The organism is Halomonas sp. DP5N14-9 (assembly GCF_019802175.1).
GTDB classification, from domain to species: domain Bacteria; phylum Pseudomonadota; class Gammaproteobacteria; order Pseudomonadales; family Halomonadaceae; genus Halomonas; species Halomonas litopenaei.
Genome location: NZ_JAHVHR010000010.1, coordinates 115415 through 133046, shown reverse-complemented (window position 1 = coordinate 133046; position 17632 = coordinate 115415). Strand labels below are relative to the sequence as shown.

General features: G+C 63.9%; 13 protein-coding genes. 5 read left to right on the top strand and 8 right to left on the bottom strand.

The window, feature by feature from the left end; all coding sequences use genetic code 11:
• Nucleotides 1-36 precede the first annotated feature (36 nt).
• The 6 genes from KUW00_RS08675 to KUW00_RS08650 all read right to left on the bottom strand — a co-directional run bounded on the left by KUW00_RS08675 (nucleotide 37) and on the right by KUW00_RS08650 (nucleotide 8535).
• Nucleotides 37-2373 (bottom strand): ATP-binding protein, encoded by a 2337-nt coding sequence (locus tag KUW00_RS08675; protein ID WP_222568832.1) that lies wholly within the window; start codon nucleotides 2371-2373, stop codon nucleotides 37-39.
• A gap of 6 nt (nucleotides 2374-2379) precedes the next feature.
• On the bottom strand, nucleotides 2380-2874 hold the full coding sequence (locus tag KUW00_RS08670; protein WP_108133826.1) for a molybdopterin-dependent oxidoreductase: 495 nt from the start codon (nucleotides 2872-2874) through the stop codon (nucleotides 2380-2382).
• A 103-nt stretch (nucleotides 2875-2977) separates the two neighbouring features.
• Nucleotides 2978-5242: an ATP-binding protein gene (locus tag KUW00_RS08665; protein WP_222568831.1), complete on the bottom strand. Its 2265-nt coding sequence runs from the start codon at nucleotides 5240-5242 to the stop codon at nucleotides 2978-2980.
• Between the two features lie 24 nt (nucleotides 5243-5266).
• Nucleotides 5267-5743 (bottom strand): oxidoreductase, encoded by a 477-nt coding sequence (locus tag KUW00_RS08660; protein ID WP_108133828.1) that lies wholly within the window; start codon nucleotides 5741-5743, stop codon nucleotides 5267-5269.
• 680 nt (nucleotides 5744-6423) lie between these two features.
• Nucleotides 6424-7416: a GTP cyclohydrolase FolE2 gene (folE2, locus tag KUW00_RS08655; RefSeq protein WP_108133829.1), complete on the bottom strand. Its 993-nt coding sequence runs from the start codon at nucleotides 7414-7416 to the stop codon at nucleotides 6424-6426.
• A 177-nt stretch (nucleotides 7417-7593) separates the two neighbouring features.
• Entirely contained in the window at nucleotides 7594-8535 is a 942-nt protein-coding gene (locus tag KUW00_RS08650; protein WP_222568830.1) for a LysR family transcriptional regulator, read from the bottom strand.
• 306 nt (nucleotides 8536-8841) lie between these two features.
• On the opposite strand from KUW00_RS08650, the gene trpB reads away from it, so the two are divergent.
• The 3 genes from trpB (at nucleotide 8842) to sstT (ending at nucleotide 12592) form a co-directional block, all read left to right on the top strand.
• Nucleotides 8842-10089: a tryptophan synthase subunit beta gene (gene trpB / locus KUW00_RS08645; protein ID WP_222568829.1), complete on the top strand. Its 1248-nt coding sequence runs from the start codon at nucleotides 8842-8844 to the stop codon at nucleotides 10087-10089.
• A 25-nt stretch (nucleotides 10090-10114) separates the two neighbouring features.
• Complete coding sequence (gene trpA / locus KUW00_RS08640; RefSeq protein ID WP_045993785.1) at nucleotides 10115-10942, top strand: tryptophan synthase subunit alpha; 828 nt, start codon at nucleotides 10115-10117, stop codon at nucleotides 10940-10942.
• Nucleotides 10943-11371: 429 nt separating this feature from the next.
• Nucleotides 11372-12592 carry a serine/threonine transporter SstT gene (gene sstT / locus KUW00_RS08635; protein ID WP_045993786.1) on the top strand — a complete coding sequence of 407 codons (1221 nt, stop codon included), beginning with the start codon at nucleotides 11372-11374 and terminating at the stop codon, nucleotides 12590-12592.
• Between the two features lie 126 nt (nucleotides 12593-12718).
• Here sstT and pflA read toward each other — a convergent pair whose 3' ends face one another.
• The gene (gene pflA, locus KUW00_RS08630) at nucleotides 12719-13462 is read right to left on the bottom strand and encodes a pyruvate formate lyase 1-activating protein (protein WP_045993787.1); all 744 of its coding nucleotides are present in this window, start codon (nucleotides 13460-13462) and stop codon (nucleotides 12719-12721) included.
• Between the two features lie 88 nt (nucleotides 13463-13550).
• Complete coding sequence (pflB, locus tag KUW00_RS08625; RefSeq protein WP_222568828.1) at nucleotides 13551-15827, bottom strand: formate C-acetyltransferase; 2277 nt, start codon at nucleotides 15825-15827, stop codon at nucleotides 13551-13553.
• A 370-nt stretch (nucleotides 15828-16197) separates the two neighbouring features.
• On the opposite strand from pflB, the gene KUW00_RS08620 reads away from it, so the two are divergent.
• Nucleotides 16198-16698: a hypothetical protein gene (locus tag KUW00_RS08620; protein ID WP_108133835.1), complete on the top strand. Its 501-nt coding sequence runs from the start codon at nucleotides 16198-16200 to the stop codon at nucleotides 16696-16698.
• Nucleotides 16698-17603 carry a tetratricopeptide repeat protein gene (locus KUW00_RS08615; RefSeq protein WP_222568827.1) on the top strand — a complete coding sequence of 302 codons (906 nt, stop codon included), beginning with the start codon at nucleotides 16698-16700 and terminating at the stop codon, nucleotides 17601-17603. The genes KUW00_RS08620 and KUW00_RS08615 overlap by 1 nt, the downstream gene beginning before the upstream one ends.
• Nucleotides 17604-17632 lie beyond the last annotated feature (29 nt).

The window sequence follows — 17632 nt, the reverse complement described above, 5'->3', positions numbered from 1 at the left end:
CGTCACCTCATCGAAGGGTCCCGCCCAGGGCCGCTTTCAGGTCTGCAACAGCCCCGCCGATCGCAGAGCCTGGCCGGTCGCCGGGCCCAGCCGGGCGAGTATCTCGAGCTGTGTCTCGAGTTCCGCCTGCTGGCCGTCGTTTGCCATGCGCTCCACTCGGGCGGCCTGCGCCTCCAGGGCCTGGCAGCCCAGCGAAGCAGAGACGCCCTTGACGTCATGAGCAATCTGACCGAGTGCCTGGTGGTCGCCGACAGACAGCGCCTCTCGCATCTGCTCGAGCCGCTCCGGGAAACGCTGCAGATAGTTGGCCACCATGCGACTCAGGCCCTGGGGCGACATCACCTGACGCAGCTCCTCTACCGTGTCTCCGGCGAGCAGCGTCTCGTCGATCCGGGGCCGATCCTCGAGCATCGGGGCAACGACGGCGGGTGCCGCTTCGACAGTGCCGCCTAAGGTCTCGCTATCCAGGCCGCGGTCCGGACCACTCGCCCTGCCATCGCAACCCCCGCCATCGCAACCCCTGCCGGGATTGTCGCCACCTGATGGACTCGCGTCAGCGGAGCTCGGTGCCGCGTGCACCCGGCTGTAACGGCGCAGCGCAGCAGACAGCTCCTTGCGCGAGAACGGCTTGCCGATGACGTCGTCCATTCCCGCATCGAGACAGGCGCGATGATGCTCGGGCATGACGTTGGCGGTCACCGCGATCACCGGCAAACGCTGGACCCGCTGGCCCTGTTCGCGTAGAGCCTCTTCGTGCTGGCGCCAGCGACGCGTGGTCTCCAGCCCGTCCATCACCGGCATCTGCATGTCCATCAAGACCAGATCAAACCGTCGTTGGCCCAGGGCCTCCAACGCCTGCTCGCCATTGCCCACCAGTTCGCAGGTCTGTCCCAGTCTGGTCAGCATGGCGGCCACCAGCTCACGATTGAGGGCATTGTCCTCGACCACCAGCACGTGCTGGCTTTCCAGCGGCTCCTGCTGCCCGGTGCTGGCAGCACCCTCTTCCACCCCCGCCACCACCGGCAAGGGAAGATCGAACCAGAATCGGCTGCCGGACTCCGGCTGGCTTTCCACCTTGAGCTCTCCGCCCATGGCCGCGACCAGCTGCGAGCAGATCGCCAACCCCAGGCCGGCACCCTCATGACGGCGTGACAGGGCGGTATCGGTCTGGGCAAAGGGCTCGAAGATGCGCTGCTGGTCCTGCTGGGCGATACCGCAGCCGGTATCATAGACCATGAAGGTCAGCCGGCCGTCCCCATTGTCGGAGACCCTGAGCATCACAAAGCCACTTTCGGTGAACTTGAAGGCGTTGTTGAGCAGATTCATCAGCACCTGGCGCAGCCGATGCACGTCGCCATCGACCCAGGTGGGCAAGGCGGGAGCGGCACGCATCAGGAACTGCACCCCGCTGCGGCTCTGGGTCTGATAGCCGGTCGCGAGTTGCTCCAGCATTCTCGACAGGTGGAAGGGTTGACGTTCGACCGCCAGGTGCCCTGCCTCGATACGGGTGTAGTCGAGCACGTCATTGATCACCGAACGCAGCCCAGCGGCGCTGTCACGCAGCCCTTCTATCTGACGGCGCCCCTGATCACTCAAGGGTTCGTCATGCAGCAGCTCGGCCATGCCCAGCACGCCGTTGAGTGGCGTGCGGATTTCATGGCTCATGATGGCCATGAAGTCGGACTTCGCGCGATTGGCCACTTCCATGCGCTGATAGGCCTCGCGCAGGGTTTCGGACTGGGATTCGAGCAAATGGGTCTTGTGGCGATGCTGACGCGCCTCCTTCACCAGCGCACGAATCAACACGCCACCGGCGATCAGCGACAGCAGGATCGAGATCAGCACCGCGATGTACAATCGCCCGAGCACGCCCATGTCCGCGCTGCGCTCTTCCGCGGCGATTCGACCATGATGCAGCATCAATTGCCGACTCAGTTCCTGCGCTTCGCCGAGACGCTCTATCAGTTCGCGTCGCAGTGCAGCGTCATAGGCGACGTCTCCATCGGCCACCGCAATGAAGCGTCGATCCAGCCGTTGCATGCCACGATCCAGCTCGTCGATCAGTTCACGACCGGTCGCGTAGCGATCCAGGAAGTTGCTCGTCTGGCCCTCCAGCAGCACCATGAAGCGCCCGTACAGCAGTTCGAAATCCAAAAGGGTCTCGTCCAGCCGGCTATCGCCGCGCTCCCAGATGGCCAGCCGCAGATCGCGCAGCGAGCGATCGTACTGATACAGGGTCCAGGTGACGGTGTCGACGTCTCGGTGGTAGATCGCCTTGTTGCGGTCATAGATCAGCCCTCCTGTCACCATCACGGCGACAATGAAGACGACGGCGGCAATGGCAGGAATCCTGATGCGCAGACGATGGGCCATGAGAACTCAGTTGACGTCGATGCGGGCGACCTGCCAGACAGATCGACTGAAGTAGATATTGGTCTTGAGTTCCGGCTGGTCGTCGAAAGGATAGACCACGAACAAGGGGCCCTTGTCGCGGATTCTCATGCGCTCTCCATCGCGGCGCATGGCGAGGATCACGCCATGTTCGTGGGCGTCGCTCACCGGCATCAGCGTCTCGTAGTCCTTGATGGCGGCCACCCTGAGCTCGTCGCCCTCGGCCTCCACCGCCGCCAGTACATCGCTGAGCAGCGGCCCTTCGAAGCGAGACTGACCATCGATCCAGGGATTGCCGGTCACCACGACATGCTGGGGCAGCGCCTCGAGCATGGCGCGGTCGAAGTGGGCTTCATCACTCACATTGGTCACGGAGATGCGCCCACCCACCTCGAGGATCACCCTGCCACCGGGGGCGTCCAGCGCAAGAGCCTGTCCGACCATTCCCCATAGCATCACCAACGCGATGGTTCGCCATCCCATGACGCCTCTCCCATTGAAAATCGGTATTCTCGACGAATTTTTGCCGTACCAGCGACATGCTACTGCCAGTTCAACGGCCAGGGAAGGCATTCACGCTCAGGATTCAGCGAAAGCTGTCGAGCACTCCGGTGGTTCGCCAGGCAAGACCGGTGCGAGTGCCGATGTCCTCCAGTTCCTTGATCAGAGGCACCAGCGGCTCGTGACGGCCCATCTCACCATGCTCGATGATCGCCTCCACCACCGCGACCACTGCCGTGCACCCCAGGGTGGTTGACGCATGATGAAGCTCCCTGGCCTCACCGACCAGCATGTCGAAGTCCCTTTCTTCATGGGCCGTGTAGAGCCTTGCGATACGAGCAGGAAAGCGGGCCAGGTAGCCGCGTACCATGCGCTCCAGAGCATCCGCCGAGACCATCGAGCGCAACTCTTGAAGCGTCGTTCGCGACAGCAGGTCGGCACTGGCGACTCTTTCTTCCGTCGCCGTCTGGGTGGGCGCGGAGGCCCCTTCGTGGGCGGATGTACTCGGTGGCGTCCAGAAGTTTTCGTCGGGGTCGAGGGAAGGATAGACCCGAGAGGGAAAGCGACCAAGCACCTGGCCTAGATCCTGACGCGTGAAAGGCTTGCCGATCAGGTCATCCATCCCCGCCTCGCGGCTGGCCCGGCGATGTTCCGGCAGAACGTTGGCCGTCACCGCGATGATCGGCAGCCGAGCGTCGTCGTCGCCATCACCACGGTGGATCGCCGCTTCCCGCTCGCGCCAGCGCCGGGTCGTCTCCAGACCATCCATGACCGGCATCTGCAGATCCATCAGCACCAGATCGAAGTCACGCTGTGACAGCGCCTGCAGCGCTTGCTCGCCGTTGGACACGACTTCGCAGGACTGGCCCAGGCGGGCCAGCATACTGGCCACCAGCTCCCTGTTGAGAAGGTTGTCGTCCACCACCAGCACATGGTGCGGCGCCAGCGGCGCCGGGGCAGACGCCACCTCGACCTTCTCCTCTTTCTGATCGCTGGCCGGCAAGGGAAGTTCGAACCAGAATCTGGAACCGCTGCCCAACTGGCTGTCCACCTTGAGGTCGCCCCCCATGGCGCGCACCAGGCTACGTGCGATGGGCAGGCCAAGCCCGGCACCGTCATGACGCCTGGCCATCACCGGATCGGATTGTTCGAAGGGCTCAAAGATGCGCTCGACATCCTGCTGAGATATCCCGCACCCGGTGTCGTAGACGACGAAGGCAATGCGCTGATCCTGGGCACAGGAAACCCTCAACATCACGAACCCCTGGCGGGTGAACTTGAAGGCGTTGTTCAACAGGTTCTGCAGTACCTGGCGCAGTCGATGCTGATCTCCTTCCACGCAAGCGGGCAGGTCCGGGGCCAGGCGCATCAGAAACTGCACATCGCCCAGGCGTTGCGAACGATAGCCCAGGGTGGTCTGGTCGAGCATATGGCGCAGCGCAAACAGTTCGCGCTCGACCTCGATCCGGCCGGTCTCCAGCCGCGTATAGTCGAGCACATCGTTGATCACCGAGCGCAGTCCCGTCGCGCTGGCCTCCAGGCCTTCGATATGACGCTTGCCCTGATCGCTCAGGGATTCGTCGCGCAGCAGATCGGTCATGCCCATGACGCCACTGAGCGGTGTGCGCATCTCGTGACTCATGATCGCCATGAAATCGGACTTGGCGCGACTGGCGTTCTCGGCACGCTCCACCGCTTCCTTCAGTGCTCGCGACTGGGCCTGCAGCAACTCCGCCTTGAGGGTGTGGGCACGCCCCTCACGCATCAGCGCCAGCACCAGCACGGTACCGGTCACCATGATAAGCACGATGCAGGCCAGTACGACACCATACAGACGCAGCATCGACTGGGTATCTTGGGTGCGCAACTCGGCCACACTGGCCTTGTGTTGCAACAGCATGTCGCGACTGACGTTCTGCAACTGCCCCAGGGTCTGCTTGAGTGCATCCCTGTCGTCGTCGAGCAGGCGCCCCCCCTGCTCCAGAGGCTCGACTCGCCCCCCCAGATCGTCGATCAATTGCTCCGCGCGCCGATACAGTTCCTGGGAGGCACTGGTCTGACGCAGAAAGTCCCGAGTCTGCCCCTGACGCAACAAGTCGCTTCGTCCGTGCAGAATCTCGTAGTCGAGGACCAGGCTATCGATATCATCCGCGCTGACCTCGGCGGCCTGAATGCGCATTTCGCGCACCATGCGATCGAACTGGTAGAGGTTCCAGGTGACGGTATCGAGGATGCGATGCTGCAATTCCTGCTGCCGATCGAAGGTCAGGCCTCCCGCCACCAGTGCCGCCACAAAAAACAGCACCGTTGCGGTGGCCGCCACCCTCGAGCGATACGGCAGTTTCAGCATAATCTGACCTCGGCCACCGGCGGCTCAGTGGACATCGATGGACTCCACCTGCCAGACGGACCGCGTCAGGTAGACAGCGTTGTAGATTTCAGGGTGCTGATCAAAGGGATAAATCACAAACAGGGGCCCTTGATTGCGCACTTCCAGGCGCTCGCCATCGCGCCACATCGCCAGCACAAGGTTGAAGGTCGAGGCATCCTGCACCGGAACCGACGCCACAAAATCGTTCAATGCGGAAACACGCAGCTCGGTACCGCGCGCCTGGACCGCATCGAGTAGCCCCTCGAGCAGAGGCCCCTGATAGACAGAGGCACCGTCAAACCAGGGGAGATGGGTCGTGATCGTGCCCTGGGGTAGCGCCTCGAGCATGTCGCGGTCGAACCAGGCCTGATCACCGACATTGGTGACCCCGATGTCACCGGACACCTTCAACAAAGGCGTGCCCGAGGGCGGTTCGAGCGCCATCGACAGGGGCGACGCCAGTGTCAGCCCCAGGACCATGAGTCGCCAGCAATATCTCACATCTCCCCCTATGGCCTCCTGCTTGGGCGTGGAAGCAATCTTCGCTTATATGCTGAATCAGCTACCGATGATGTGAAAAGAGTAAAGCAAAAGACACAAACCGTCACGTTTAGAAACCTGAAGCGCCTCTCTACTACCCTTCCATGGTGAAAGACGACCCTCGGGAGACACCAGTCGACACGGACGCGTCTACCCACCAGGCAACAATGGCGTGCTGTTTTCGCAACGTCATGGACGTTTCATGGCCTTGTCATGACCACGCCCTGAACGGTGTGTTCCGTCCTATAAAACCACGTCTCAAACCCCTGTTTCGACCTGCCCTCCCACCAAGTGGTCTCCTACGCGTGCCGAAGCACATATCCTTGCTGGCTTGCCAGCCGGCCATACCAGGATAAGACCGCTTCGGGCCCTTGCGCACGCTACCAGATCACAGCACGCATCCTCACTAGCCTGCCGGCCGGCTATACAAGGACAAGTGCACTTCAGGTACTTGCGCACGCTACCAGATCACAGCACGCATCCTCGCGAACTTGCCAGCCGGCCATACAAGGGCAAGTGCGCTTCAGGTACTTGCCCACGCTACCAGATCACAGCACGCATCCTCGCTAGCCTGCCGGCCGGCCATACAAGGGCAAGGCCGCTTCAGGTACTTGCCCACGCTACCAGCGCCAACTGCTGCGGGCCACGGCGTCGTGGGCGTGCAGGCTCTCGGCATGGATCACCTTCTGTTCGAAGCCATCGATCCCCGGGATGGTCATCAGGCAACCATGCACACGACGTGCGGCGTCCTCGCAGAACATCAGGTTCTGCCCGTTGGCCAATGCAAAGGCCTGTTCGTCGGGACGCTTGACCGCAGTCTGCAGCGCCGTGCCCAGGCTCTGCTCCACCCTGTCGATGACTTCGACCATGGGGACGTCCTCGACCTCGAGGCCCAGCCTGAGCGCCATGATCACCTGGCTGCGCTGGCTGTGAGGCGTCGCCACGATCCCCGACTCCTGCCCCAGCCAGCGGTGCACCTCATCACGGGCCGGATGAGGCTCTGCGGCAAAGTCACGGTTGAACTGTTGCTGGATCAATTGACGCGCCAGCGCCGCGGAACAGGGGCAAGTGGAGGAATAGCCCACCTCCAGACGCAGGACTACCGACCGCTGGCCACCTCGTTGCTCGACTTCAAGGTGAAAGGGATAGGCCTTCCAGCCAGCCAGGTCACTGACCAACGCCGGACGCTTCAACAGCAAACGTCCTTCGAGAGACAGACTGGCAGACCGGGAGAGACCCTCGTGACTGTCGAGAAAGCGCGCCAGGCAGGCGTCCAGTCGAGGCAACGTCAGCGCTTCTTCGGTCAGGTCGTCAAGCGCCAGGTACAACCTCGACATATGAATCCCGCGGGCCTCCGGGGCGTCAAGACTGACCCCTGCGTTCACCCTGGCTTCGATCCGCTGTCCCGCCAGTTCGACGGGCAGCGCGATGCCCTCCATGCCGACCCAGTCCAGGGCGACGCCCTGGCTCACCTGCTGCACGGCCACATCCGACAGCCTTTGTGGATCGTCGATGGGCTCTCTCCCCCGGGCGTCTGTGTCGACCGTGTCGTTGACCGTATCGCTGACTGTGTCGTTGACGGCCTGGTTGGCCTCGATCTGTGCGTCATTCATCCTTTCACCGCCGGTTCAGCCTGATAAAAAAATACGTTATAACATAACATTAACAACGACTGCATTCGGACCTCCTGCCCTACCACCAGCACGCAGCAGCGCGACCAAGCACCCGTTCACAGCGCGGCAAGCCACATCATTGCCGGCTCGCACCTCGCATCAGCCCAGCACCTCGTATCAGCCCAGCACCGGCGCTTCGGCCAGCTCTGCCGCCAACCAGTCGGCCAGATCATTTGCCAGCGGATGGCGCGCCCCCCTAGGCCCGGCTGCCAGTTCCAGCACCAGGCAGGCGTCGGTGGCGACAAAGCCCCAAGGCGCCACCAGGCGCCCTGCGCGCACGTCCTCTTCCACCAGGTAGTCCGGCGTAATGCCGACCCCAAGCCCCACCAGGGTCGCCTCCAGCAGGTAGTTGAGGTGCTCGAAGCCCTGGCCCATCGTCAGCCGCTCCGGCGCGATCCCCTGGCGGCCACTCCAGTCGCCCCAGGCGGAGGGACGTGAACGGGTATGCAACAGCGCTTGGCCGAGCAGTACCCGCGGGTCGGGCGGGCTTGCTGTAGCCCCGCCGGACCGATGCAGCTCAAGCTCACGACTGAGCACAGGACCGATGCGCTCCTGCCCGAGGATACGGGTGACCTCGCCCGGCGGCTCCCCTTCCGGCAAGCGCTGAAAGCGCAGCACACCATCGACCCCGGATAGCGTCGCGACACCTTCCTCACCGGCGGTCAGATGCAACTCCAACTGCGGCAGAGCCTGCTTCAAGCGGGCCAGTCGAGGAATGAACCAGCGCGCCAGGAAGGAGCCTGGGCAGCTCAGCACGAAGGGCGACTGGACGCTGGTGCGAGCGACCTCGGCGCAGACCCGTGCCAGGGCGCCAAGATGGAATCCTGCGGCGTCGGCCAGCTCACGGCCGGCATCGGTCAGTCTCAAGCCCCGCCCTTCCTTCTCGACCAGGGCAACCCCCAACTGGTCCTCGAGCAGCTTGATCTGACGACTGACCGCACCATGGGTCAGGTGCAGCGAGGCCGCCGCCCGCGACACGCTACCGTGGCGCCCCAGCGCCTCGAAGGCCCTGAGCGCCCTGAGCGAGGGCAACGGGACGTCCTGGTTGTGCGATGTCATGGCGAGCGTCTCTCCCGGCTTGGCATGGGGTGTCTTGTCTTAGCTCGTCTGGGCCTGGTGTGCCCCGGCGCCCAGAGGTCAGCTGATGGTGCCACTGCGTGCCGTGCGTGCGGACTTCCGGGGCACGGCTCACGGCCTAGTTCGGGACCACAGTGAAGGGCCAAGTGGTCTTGCAGCTCCTCAACTGGTGAGATTTTCTCACACATCCTGGCTGTTATTTCGATTTTTTCCGGCCGCATGCAGCGCTATGCTGCTGTCCATGCCATTCGGGGCGCAGATCGCGCCTGGTCAGCCTTGGAACCCGTCATGAACCAGCAACGCCCAACTCCCAGCCTCCGTCACGGACCCGACCCTCGTGGTTTCTTCGGTGACTTCGGCGGTCGTTTCGTGGCCGAGACCCTGATGCCGCTGATTCTGGATCTCGAGCAGGAATACGACGCCGCACGCCAGGACCCGACCTTCGCTGACGAGCTGGCCTCGCTGTCGGCCGACTACGTCGGTCGCCAGAGCCCGCTGTACTTCGCCGAGCGCCTGACCGAGCATCTGGGCGGCGCGCGCATCTATCTCAAGCGCGAAGACCTGATGCACACCGGCGCCCACAAGATCAACAACGCCCTCGGCCAGATCCTGCTCGCCCGTCGCATGGGCAAGCGTCGCATCATCGCCGAGACCGGCGCGGGCATGCACGGTGTGGCCACCGCCACCGTCGCCGCGCGTTTCGGCATGGACTGCGTCATCTACATGGGCAGCACCGATATCCATCGCCAGCAGCCCAACGTACAGCGCATGCAACTGCTGGGCGCCAAGGTGATTCCGGTCACCGCCGGCGACGGTACTCTGAAGGACGCCATGAACGAGGCGCTGAGAGACTGGGTCACCAACGTCGACTCCACCTTCTATATCATCGGCACCGTGGCCGGCCCCCACCCCTACCCAGCGCTGGTGCGCGACTTCCAGTCGGTGATCGGGCGAGAGGTGCGCGACCAGATCACCGCCAAGGAAGGACGCCTGCCGGACTCGCTGGTCGCCTGTATCGGCGGCGGCTCCAACGCCATGGGCCTGTTTCACCCCTTCCTCGACGACCCTGAAGTGGCGCTGGTCGGCGTCGAGGCGGCCGGCGAAGGCCTCCACACCCCACGCCATGCGGCCAGCCTCAAGGGTGGACGTTCCGGCGTGCTGCACGGCAACCGTACCTTTCTGCTGCAGGACGACGAAGGCCAGATCAGCGACGCCCACTCCATCTCCGCCGGCCTCGACTACCCCGGCATCGGACCCGAACACGCCTGGCTGCATGCCATCGAGCGCGCCGAGTACGTGGCGGCCACCGATCGTGAGGCGCTGGACGCCTTCACCCTGCTGTGTCGCAAGGAAGGCATCATCCCGGCGCTGGAGTCTTCCCACGCCCTGGCCGAGGTGATCAAGCGCGCCCCGCGACTGCCGGCGGATCATCTGATGGTGGTCAACCTGAGCGGCCGCGGCGACAAGGACATGGCCGCCGCCACCGAATGTCTTGCCGATGAACTGGGCCTGGGAAAGCCCGACCAGCAGGACTGACACCCCGGATTCCAGGAGAGAGACCATGACCACGACCACGACCGCCGAGGGGCGCCTCGCACGTCGCTTCGCCGAGACTCGCCAGCAGGGACGCGCCGCCCTGGTGACCTACATCGCCGCCGGTGATCCCGACTATGACACCAGCCTCGCGACTCTCAAGGGCCTGGGCGAGGCCGGCGCCGATGTGATCGAACTCGGCATGCCGTTCACCGACCCCATGGCCGACGGCACCGCCATCCAGCATGCGACCCGCCGGGCGCTGGATGCCGGCCAGACCATGGACAAGACCCTCGAGATGGTCCGCCAACTGCGTCGGACCGATCAACAGACACCGGTCGTGCTGATGGGCTACTACAACCCCATCTACGCCCGTGGCGTGACACGCTTTCTCGATCAGGCCAAGGCTGCCGGCGTCGACGGTCTCATCGTGGTCGACCTGCCGCCGGAACATGACGACGAGCTGTGCCTGCCTGCCAATCAAGCCGGGCTCAACTTCATTCGTCTGGCGACCCCCACCACCGATGCCCGACGCCTGCCGGGGGTGCTCACCAATACCTCGGGCTTTCTCTACTACGTCTCGAGCAACGGGGTCACCGGCGGTGCTGCGCCAAGCGCCGAACGCGTGCAACAGGAGGTAGCCCGCATCCGCGAGCACAGCGATATTCCCATCGCCGTCGGTTTCGGTATTCGCACCGCCGCCCAGGCCAGAGAGATTGGCGCCTTCGCCGACGGCGTGGTGGTAGGCTCGGCGCTGATCGATGCCCAGGCCAGCGGCGACACTCCCGCCGAAGGTACCCAAGCCGTGCTCGAATTGACGCGCGAGCTGGCCCAGGCGCTGACCGGCGCCCGCTAAGCCCTGGCAAAGAACCCCGGACAGGAACTCCGGGAAAGAACCCCTTATCGCGTAATCCCGGTGCAGAGGCCCTGTCGGCGTCTGCCCGACAGAAAGACGCCTCGAGGAGACTCACGCCAGGCCTTGCGCCAAGCCACTCCCGGGAAGCCTCTCTTCCCCACGCAAGCCCCGCCAATCAGGCGGGGCTTGCTGCCATCGGGCCGAACATCTCCCCGACCCAGTCAATATTTTCAGCGGACACCAGGAATGCAGCCACACCATCTATGCAACTGCTGATCCATGCCAGATTCTTACTGCTGATATCATGCTTAAGTCGAACCGTTGGGTGTGGCCGACGGTGATAGAATCGCCCTCCTTCCGGCCACAAGCCGACGCCCATCCGTCCTGACGCGACGGTCGATGCACACTCCACGCTTCGAGACCAGAGCCATGTCCACCTCCTTGAGCGCCCCCTTCAAGGCGCTGAATCGTCTGGGGCTGATCCCTCAGATCGTGATCGGTATCCTCTGCGGTATCGCCGTCGCCACCCTGTCCCCCGAGCTCGCCGCCTCGGTATCGCTGCTCGGCCAGGTATTCATTTCGGCCTTGAAGGCGGTCGCCCCGGTGCTGGTCTTCGTGCTGGTGATGGCCGCCATCGCCGGCCATCAGCGCGGCCAGCCGACCCAGATCCACAGCGTACTGGTGCTGTATCTGATCGGCACCCTGGTGGCGGCGCTGGTGGCGGTGGTGGCCAGTTTCGCCCTCCCCACCGAACTGACCCTGAATACCGCTCAGGCCAGCGGCAATCCGCCAGGCGGCGTGGTAGAGATCCTGCGCAACCTGCTGTTGAGCGCCGTGGCCAACCCGGTCAGCGCATTGATGAACGCCAACTTCATTGCCATCCTGGTGTGGGCCGTCAGCCTCGGCCTGGTGCTGCGCAGCGCCAGTGCCGCTACCAAGGGCATGATCGAGGACCTGTCCCAGGCGGTATCGACCCTGGTGCGCTGGGTCATTCGTCTGGCACCGCTGGGTATCTTCGGACTGGTCGCCGGCACCCTGGCCGAAGCCGGAATCGGTGCGCTGCTGGAGTACGCCCAACTGCTGTCGGTGATCGTCGGCTGCATGCTGTTCGTCGCCCTGGTGACCAATCCGCTGATCGTCTTCCTGGCCACTCGCCAGAACCCTTATCCGCTGGTCTTCAGCTGTCTGCGCGGTAGCGCCATCACCGCCTTCTTCACTCGCTCAAGCGCAGCCAACATCCCGGTCAACCTGGAGCTGTGCAAGCGTCTGAAGCTGGATGAGGACACCTACTCCATCTCGATTCCGCTCGGCGCCACCATCAACATGTCCGGTGCCGCCATCACCATCAGCGTGATGACGCTTGCCACCGCCCATACCCTGGGCATCAGCGTGGACTTTGTCACCGCCCTGCTGCTGTGCGTGGTCTCCGCCCTGGCCGCCTGCGGCGTCTCCGGTGTGGCCGGTGGCTCGCTGCTGCTGATTCCCATGGCCGCCAGCCTGTTCGGCATTTCCGCCGACGTGGCGATGCAGGTGGTCGCCATCGGCTTCGTCATCAGCGTGGTCCAGGACTCCACCGAGACCGCCCTCAACTCTTCCACCGATGTGCTGTTCACCGCCGCCGCCAGCCGCAGGGGCGAACTGAGCGACTGACGCCCAGAGGCGCTGCCGCGCTTGCTCATCTCCTGAAACAACCGCTCTTCTGAAACGACAGCGAGCCCCTCTCACCAAAGGGTGAGAGGGGCTCGCTGCGTTGTTCGAGCGGGCGACGACACCACGTCAGCCAGCGATGACCTCCGGATGATACCGCGAGGCGATCGTCACCAGGCGCTGCATGGTCTCGCCACTCGGTGGCGCCACTCCTGCCAGCGGATAGTGCTCTCCCAGCTCCTGCCACTTGTACTCGCCAAGTGCGTGATAGGGCAGCAGCTCGATACGCTCGACGTTGTCCATGGTCTCGACGAACTCCCCCAGCAGGTGCATGGATGCCTCGCTGTCGGTAAAGCCAGGCACGATCACCTGACGAATCCAGGTGGGCTTGCCGATCGCCGCCAGATGACGGGCAAAGGCCAGGGGACGGCGTCGGGGGATACCGGTGAGCTCGCGGTGCACGCCCTCGTCGAGATGCTTGAGATCCAGCAGCACCAGGTCGGTGGCGGCAAGCAACTCGTCGAGGACCTCATCGTAGTGGCAGACGTAGCCATTGGTGTCGAGGCAGGTGTGCATGCCCTCGGCCTTGGCCGCCTGAAACAGGTCGCGCACAAACGCCGGTTGCAGCAGCGCCTCGCCGCCAGTGCAGGTGATGCCGCCCCCAGACGCCCGCATGAACGGCAGATAGGTTCTGGCTTCGGTGAGTATCTCGTCCACCGTCACCTCACGTCCGCCCTGGCGATCCCAGCTGTCGCGGTTGTGGCAGTACTGACAGCGCATCACGCAGCCCTGCAGAAACACCAGAAAGCGAATGCCTGGGCCATCCACGGCACCACAGCTCTCCAGGTGATGGAGACGGCCAGTGATCATCATCAGGACTCCTAACGAAGAGGGGCTCCGGGAGACACCCGGAGCCCGGAAAGGGACCGCTGTCGCGGCCCCGGGCGAGACGACTGTCGGCTCAGAGCGTTTCGGTGAAGGTCCGGGAGATCACGTCGCGCTGCTGTTCCGCGGTCAAGGAGTTGAAGCGCACCGCGTAGCCGGACACGCGGATGGTCAGCTGAGGATACTTGTCCGGATTGACCACGGCGTCCTCGAGCATCTCGCGGTTGAGCACGTTGACGTTCAAGTGCTGGCCGCCTTCCTGACGCTCGCTGTGGTGGAAGTAACCGTCGAGCAAGCCGGACAGGTTGCTGCGCTGGGCGCCCTCGTCCTTGCCCAGCGCCCTCGGCACGATGGAGAAGGTATACGAGATCCCGTCCTTCGCGTGGGCGTAGGGCAGCTTGCCCACCGACGTCAACGAGGCCACCGCACCCTTGGTGTCACGCCCATGCATGGGGTTGGCACCCGGTGCGAAGGGCTCGCCGGCGCGACGACCGTCCGGCGTGGTGCCGGTCTTCTTGCCGTAGACCACGTTGGAGGTGATGGTCAGCACCGACTGGGTCGGCTCGGCGCCACGGTAGGTATTGAGCTTGCGGATCTTGTTCATGAAGGTCTCGACCAGCTCGCAGGCGATATCGTCGACGCGCGGATCGTTGTTGCCGAAGCAGGGGTAGTCACCCTCGATCTCGAAGTCCACCGCCACGCCGTCAGGATCACGCACCGGGCGCACCTTGGCGTACTTGATCGCCGACAGCGAGTCCGCCGCCACCGACAGCCCGGCGATGCCGCAGGCCATGGTGCGCTTGACGTCGAGGTCGTGCAGCGCCATCAGCGCCGCCTCGTAGCTGTACTTGTCGTGCATGTAGTGGATGGCATTGAGAGCGGTCACGTACTGGCGGGCCAGCCAGTCCATCAGGCCATCCATGCGTGCCCACACCTCGTCGAAGTCGAGCACCTCGGAGGCGATCGGCTCACTCCTGGGGCCGACCTGGATCTTCAGCTTCTCGTCGACGCCGCCGTTGATCGTGTAAAGCAGCGTCTTGGCCAGGTTGGCTCGGGCACCGAAGAACTGCATCTGCTTGCCGATCACCATGGGAGACACGCAGCAGGCGATGGCGTAGTCGTCGGAGGCGAAGTCCACGCGCATCAGGTCATCGTTCTCGTACTGGATCGACGAGGTATCGATGGACACCTTGGCGCAGTAGCGCTTGAAGCCGTCGGGCAACTGTTCGGACCACAGCACCGTGAGGTTGGGCTCCGGGCTCGGGCCCATGGTGTAGAGGCTGTTGAGGAAACGGAAGCTGGTACGGGTGACCAGGGTGCGTCCGTCCAGTGCCATCCCGCCCAGGCATTCGGTGGCCCAGATCGGGTCGCCGGAGAACAGCTCGTCATACTCAGGGGTGCGCAGGAAGCGCACCATGCGAAGCTTCATGATGAAGTGATCGACCAGCTCCTGGGCGCGGGCTTCGTCGATCACGCCTTGGCGCAGGTCACGCTCCAGGTAGATATCGAGGAAGCTGGAAGTACGTCCCAGTGACATGGCGGCGCCGTTTTGCGACTTCACTGCCGCCAGGTAGCCAAAGTAGGTCCACTGGATGGCCTCCTGGGCGGTGGCAGCCGGGACCGAGACGTCGAAGCCGTACTTGGCGGCCATTTCCTTGAGCTGGCCGAGTGCACGATGCTGCTCGGCGACTTCCTCGCGCAGCTGGATCACCGCCTCCAGGTCCTCGCCCTGTTCGAAGCGCTGCTGCAGCGAGGCAAACTGCGCCTGCTTGTCACGCATCAGGAAGTCGACGCCGTAAAGGGCGACCCGGCGGTAGTCACCGATGATGCGTCCACGACCATAGGCGTCCGGCAGTCCGGTCAGCACCCCTGACTTGCGACACTTGAGGATGTCCGGGGTGTAGACATCGAACACCCCCTGATTGTGGGTCTTGCGAAATTCGGTGAAGACCTTCTTGACCTGAGGATCGAGTTCACGACCGTAGGCCTGGCATGAGCCCTCCACCATCTTGATGCCGCCGTTGGGCATGATCGCCCGCTTCAGCGGCGCGTCGGTCTGCAGTCCAGCGATGGTCTCGAGACGCTGATCGATATAGCCGGCGTCATGAGCGGTGATGGTCGAGACCAGCGAGGTGTCGAAGTCCAGCGGTGCATGGGTGGCGTTTTCCTGCTTGACGCCTTCCATCACAGTGTCCCATAGCTCGCGAGTGCTGGCCGCCGGCTCGCTGACCAGGAAACGCTCGTCACCCTCGTAGGGCGTCACATTGGCCAGCAAGAAGTCTCGTACGTCGACGTCCTTCTTCCACTCGCCCCCGGCAAACCCTTCCCACGCTTGCGCGAATTGCTCTTTCATCGACTTGCACCTCAACAGAGTAAATGACAACGCTAGTCCTGCATGCTGAGCGACGGCCATCCCTCGGAGATGGCAGCCGGCCCGCCTGTTCGGTGGCAGCAGCGGTCGCCGCATCGGAGGCGGCGGGTGTGCTGCACGCTTCTCGATCGGCGAAAAAACACCTGCCCTCGAGAGCACAATTCGACCTTAGCAGTAGTCCCGTCGCCCCTACTTGACCCGCATCATGGCGCCACGGGACGGCGATACAGCGCGAGCGAAGCGGCCAAGAAACCTGTACCAGGCCAATTTCGCGCGGCGAGGACGGCCGCCTGCGCTATGCTGACAAGGGCATACGTAGGCCTGAGCCCTGTCCCACCGCCGGGTGCCCGTGATGAACAGCTTTCCCACGCTTCTGGAGTACGGTCTGCCAGGCTTCGCCGTGGTGCTGCTGATCCTCGGCTACCACCTGCTCAACAAGACCCACACCCTGTTGCTCAATGAGCGCTCTGGCGAGACCAGTGAGGGCACCGAGTTGCGCATTCGCTATCTGCAGGAGGTCTCCAAGAACGCCAGGCTGTTCATGGCGCTGAGTCTGCTGTTCTTCGTCGGCGGGCTGGCCATGGCAATGATGAAACCCTCGAGCCAGGTCAATCTTTCCATCGCCCCGCCGGAAGGCGTGCTGCCGGTCATCCGTCTGCAGGAGCGGGACATGCCGCTGGATGGCCGGGGCACGGTCGTGCTGAAGGTCCAGGACGACAATGTGCTGCGCATCTTGAACAACGATCTGCACGGCCGGCTGATCGCCATCGAGCAGGAGCGCGACGCCCTGAAGAGCCAACTGGCCGACGTCATCGCTGCAGCGGAGCGAGATTCTCCGCAGGTAGGCTTCTAATGAAGAACAGGCAGGGCGCCTTGGCGTCGCGCGCGATGGCGACAGACCTGGCCGGGCCAGCGAAGGGAAAACGACGGCGCCACCCCTCGTCTACGATAAACGCCCTGCTGATCGTGCTGCTGAGCGTCGGGGTGGCGTGGCCGGTGGCTGCCCAGCAGGCCCCGCTGTCCAGGGCCAAGGCGCTGTTGCAGCAGGGTGACAACCAGGCCGCTCTGCGCGAACTACGCCCTCTGCTCGAAAGTCCTGATCCGCTGGCCCGGATGGAAGGCTTGAACGCCCAGGGCTGGATTCTGTATCGGGAAGGCCGCCACGCTGACGCCTCAGCGCTGTTTGAGCAGGCGCTCAGGGCGAGTCAAGGTCATGACGGCTTGCGTGAGGTGCGCCTGAAGACCCTCAACAACGCTGGCATCAACGCCTTTTCCGCCGGTGAGCTCGACAAGGCTCGAAGCTACTTCGAGGCCGCACTGGCCCTCGGCAGCGATGTGGCGCCGCGCTACCTGACCATCATCACCCGCCAGGCCCCCATGCAGTCGGCCCAGCAGCAGGTCAGCGCGGGACGTGAAAAGCGCATCGAGCGCGACTTCGAGGGCGCGGTGGCCGACTACACCCGGGCGCTTGCGATCGACCCGAACAACAACGACGCGCTCTCCTACCGCGGCTACGCCTACTACCGCCTGGGCCAATACGACAGGGCCCGGGCGGATATCGAGGCGGCCCTGGCGAGTTCTCCCCAGCGGCTGGACGCACTGATCAACCTGCTCAAGGTGAGCTGCGCCAGCGGCGATGACATCGATGCGGTGCTCAAGCGCCGAGGTCACGCCATCCAGCGTCAGCGCGAGGCCATGCTTGACGACAGGGAGCTTCAGCGCCAGTGCCCTGAGCTCTTCGCCAGTCTGAAACGCTGAACGATCTGTGGTGCGCCGAAGGCGAGCCG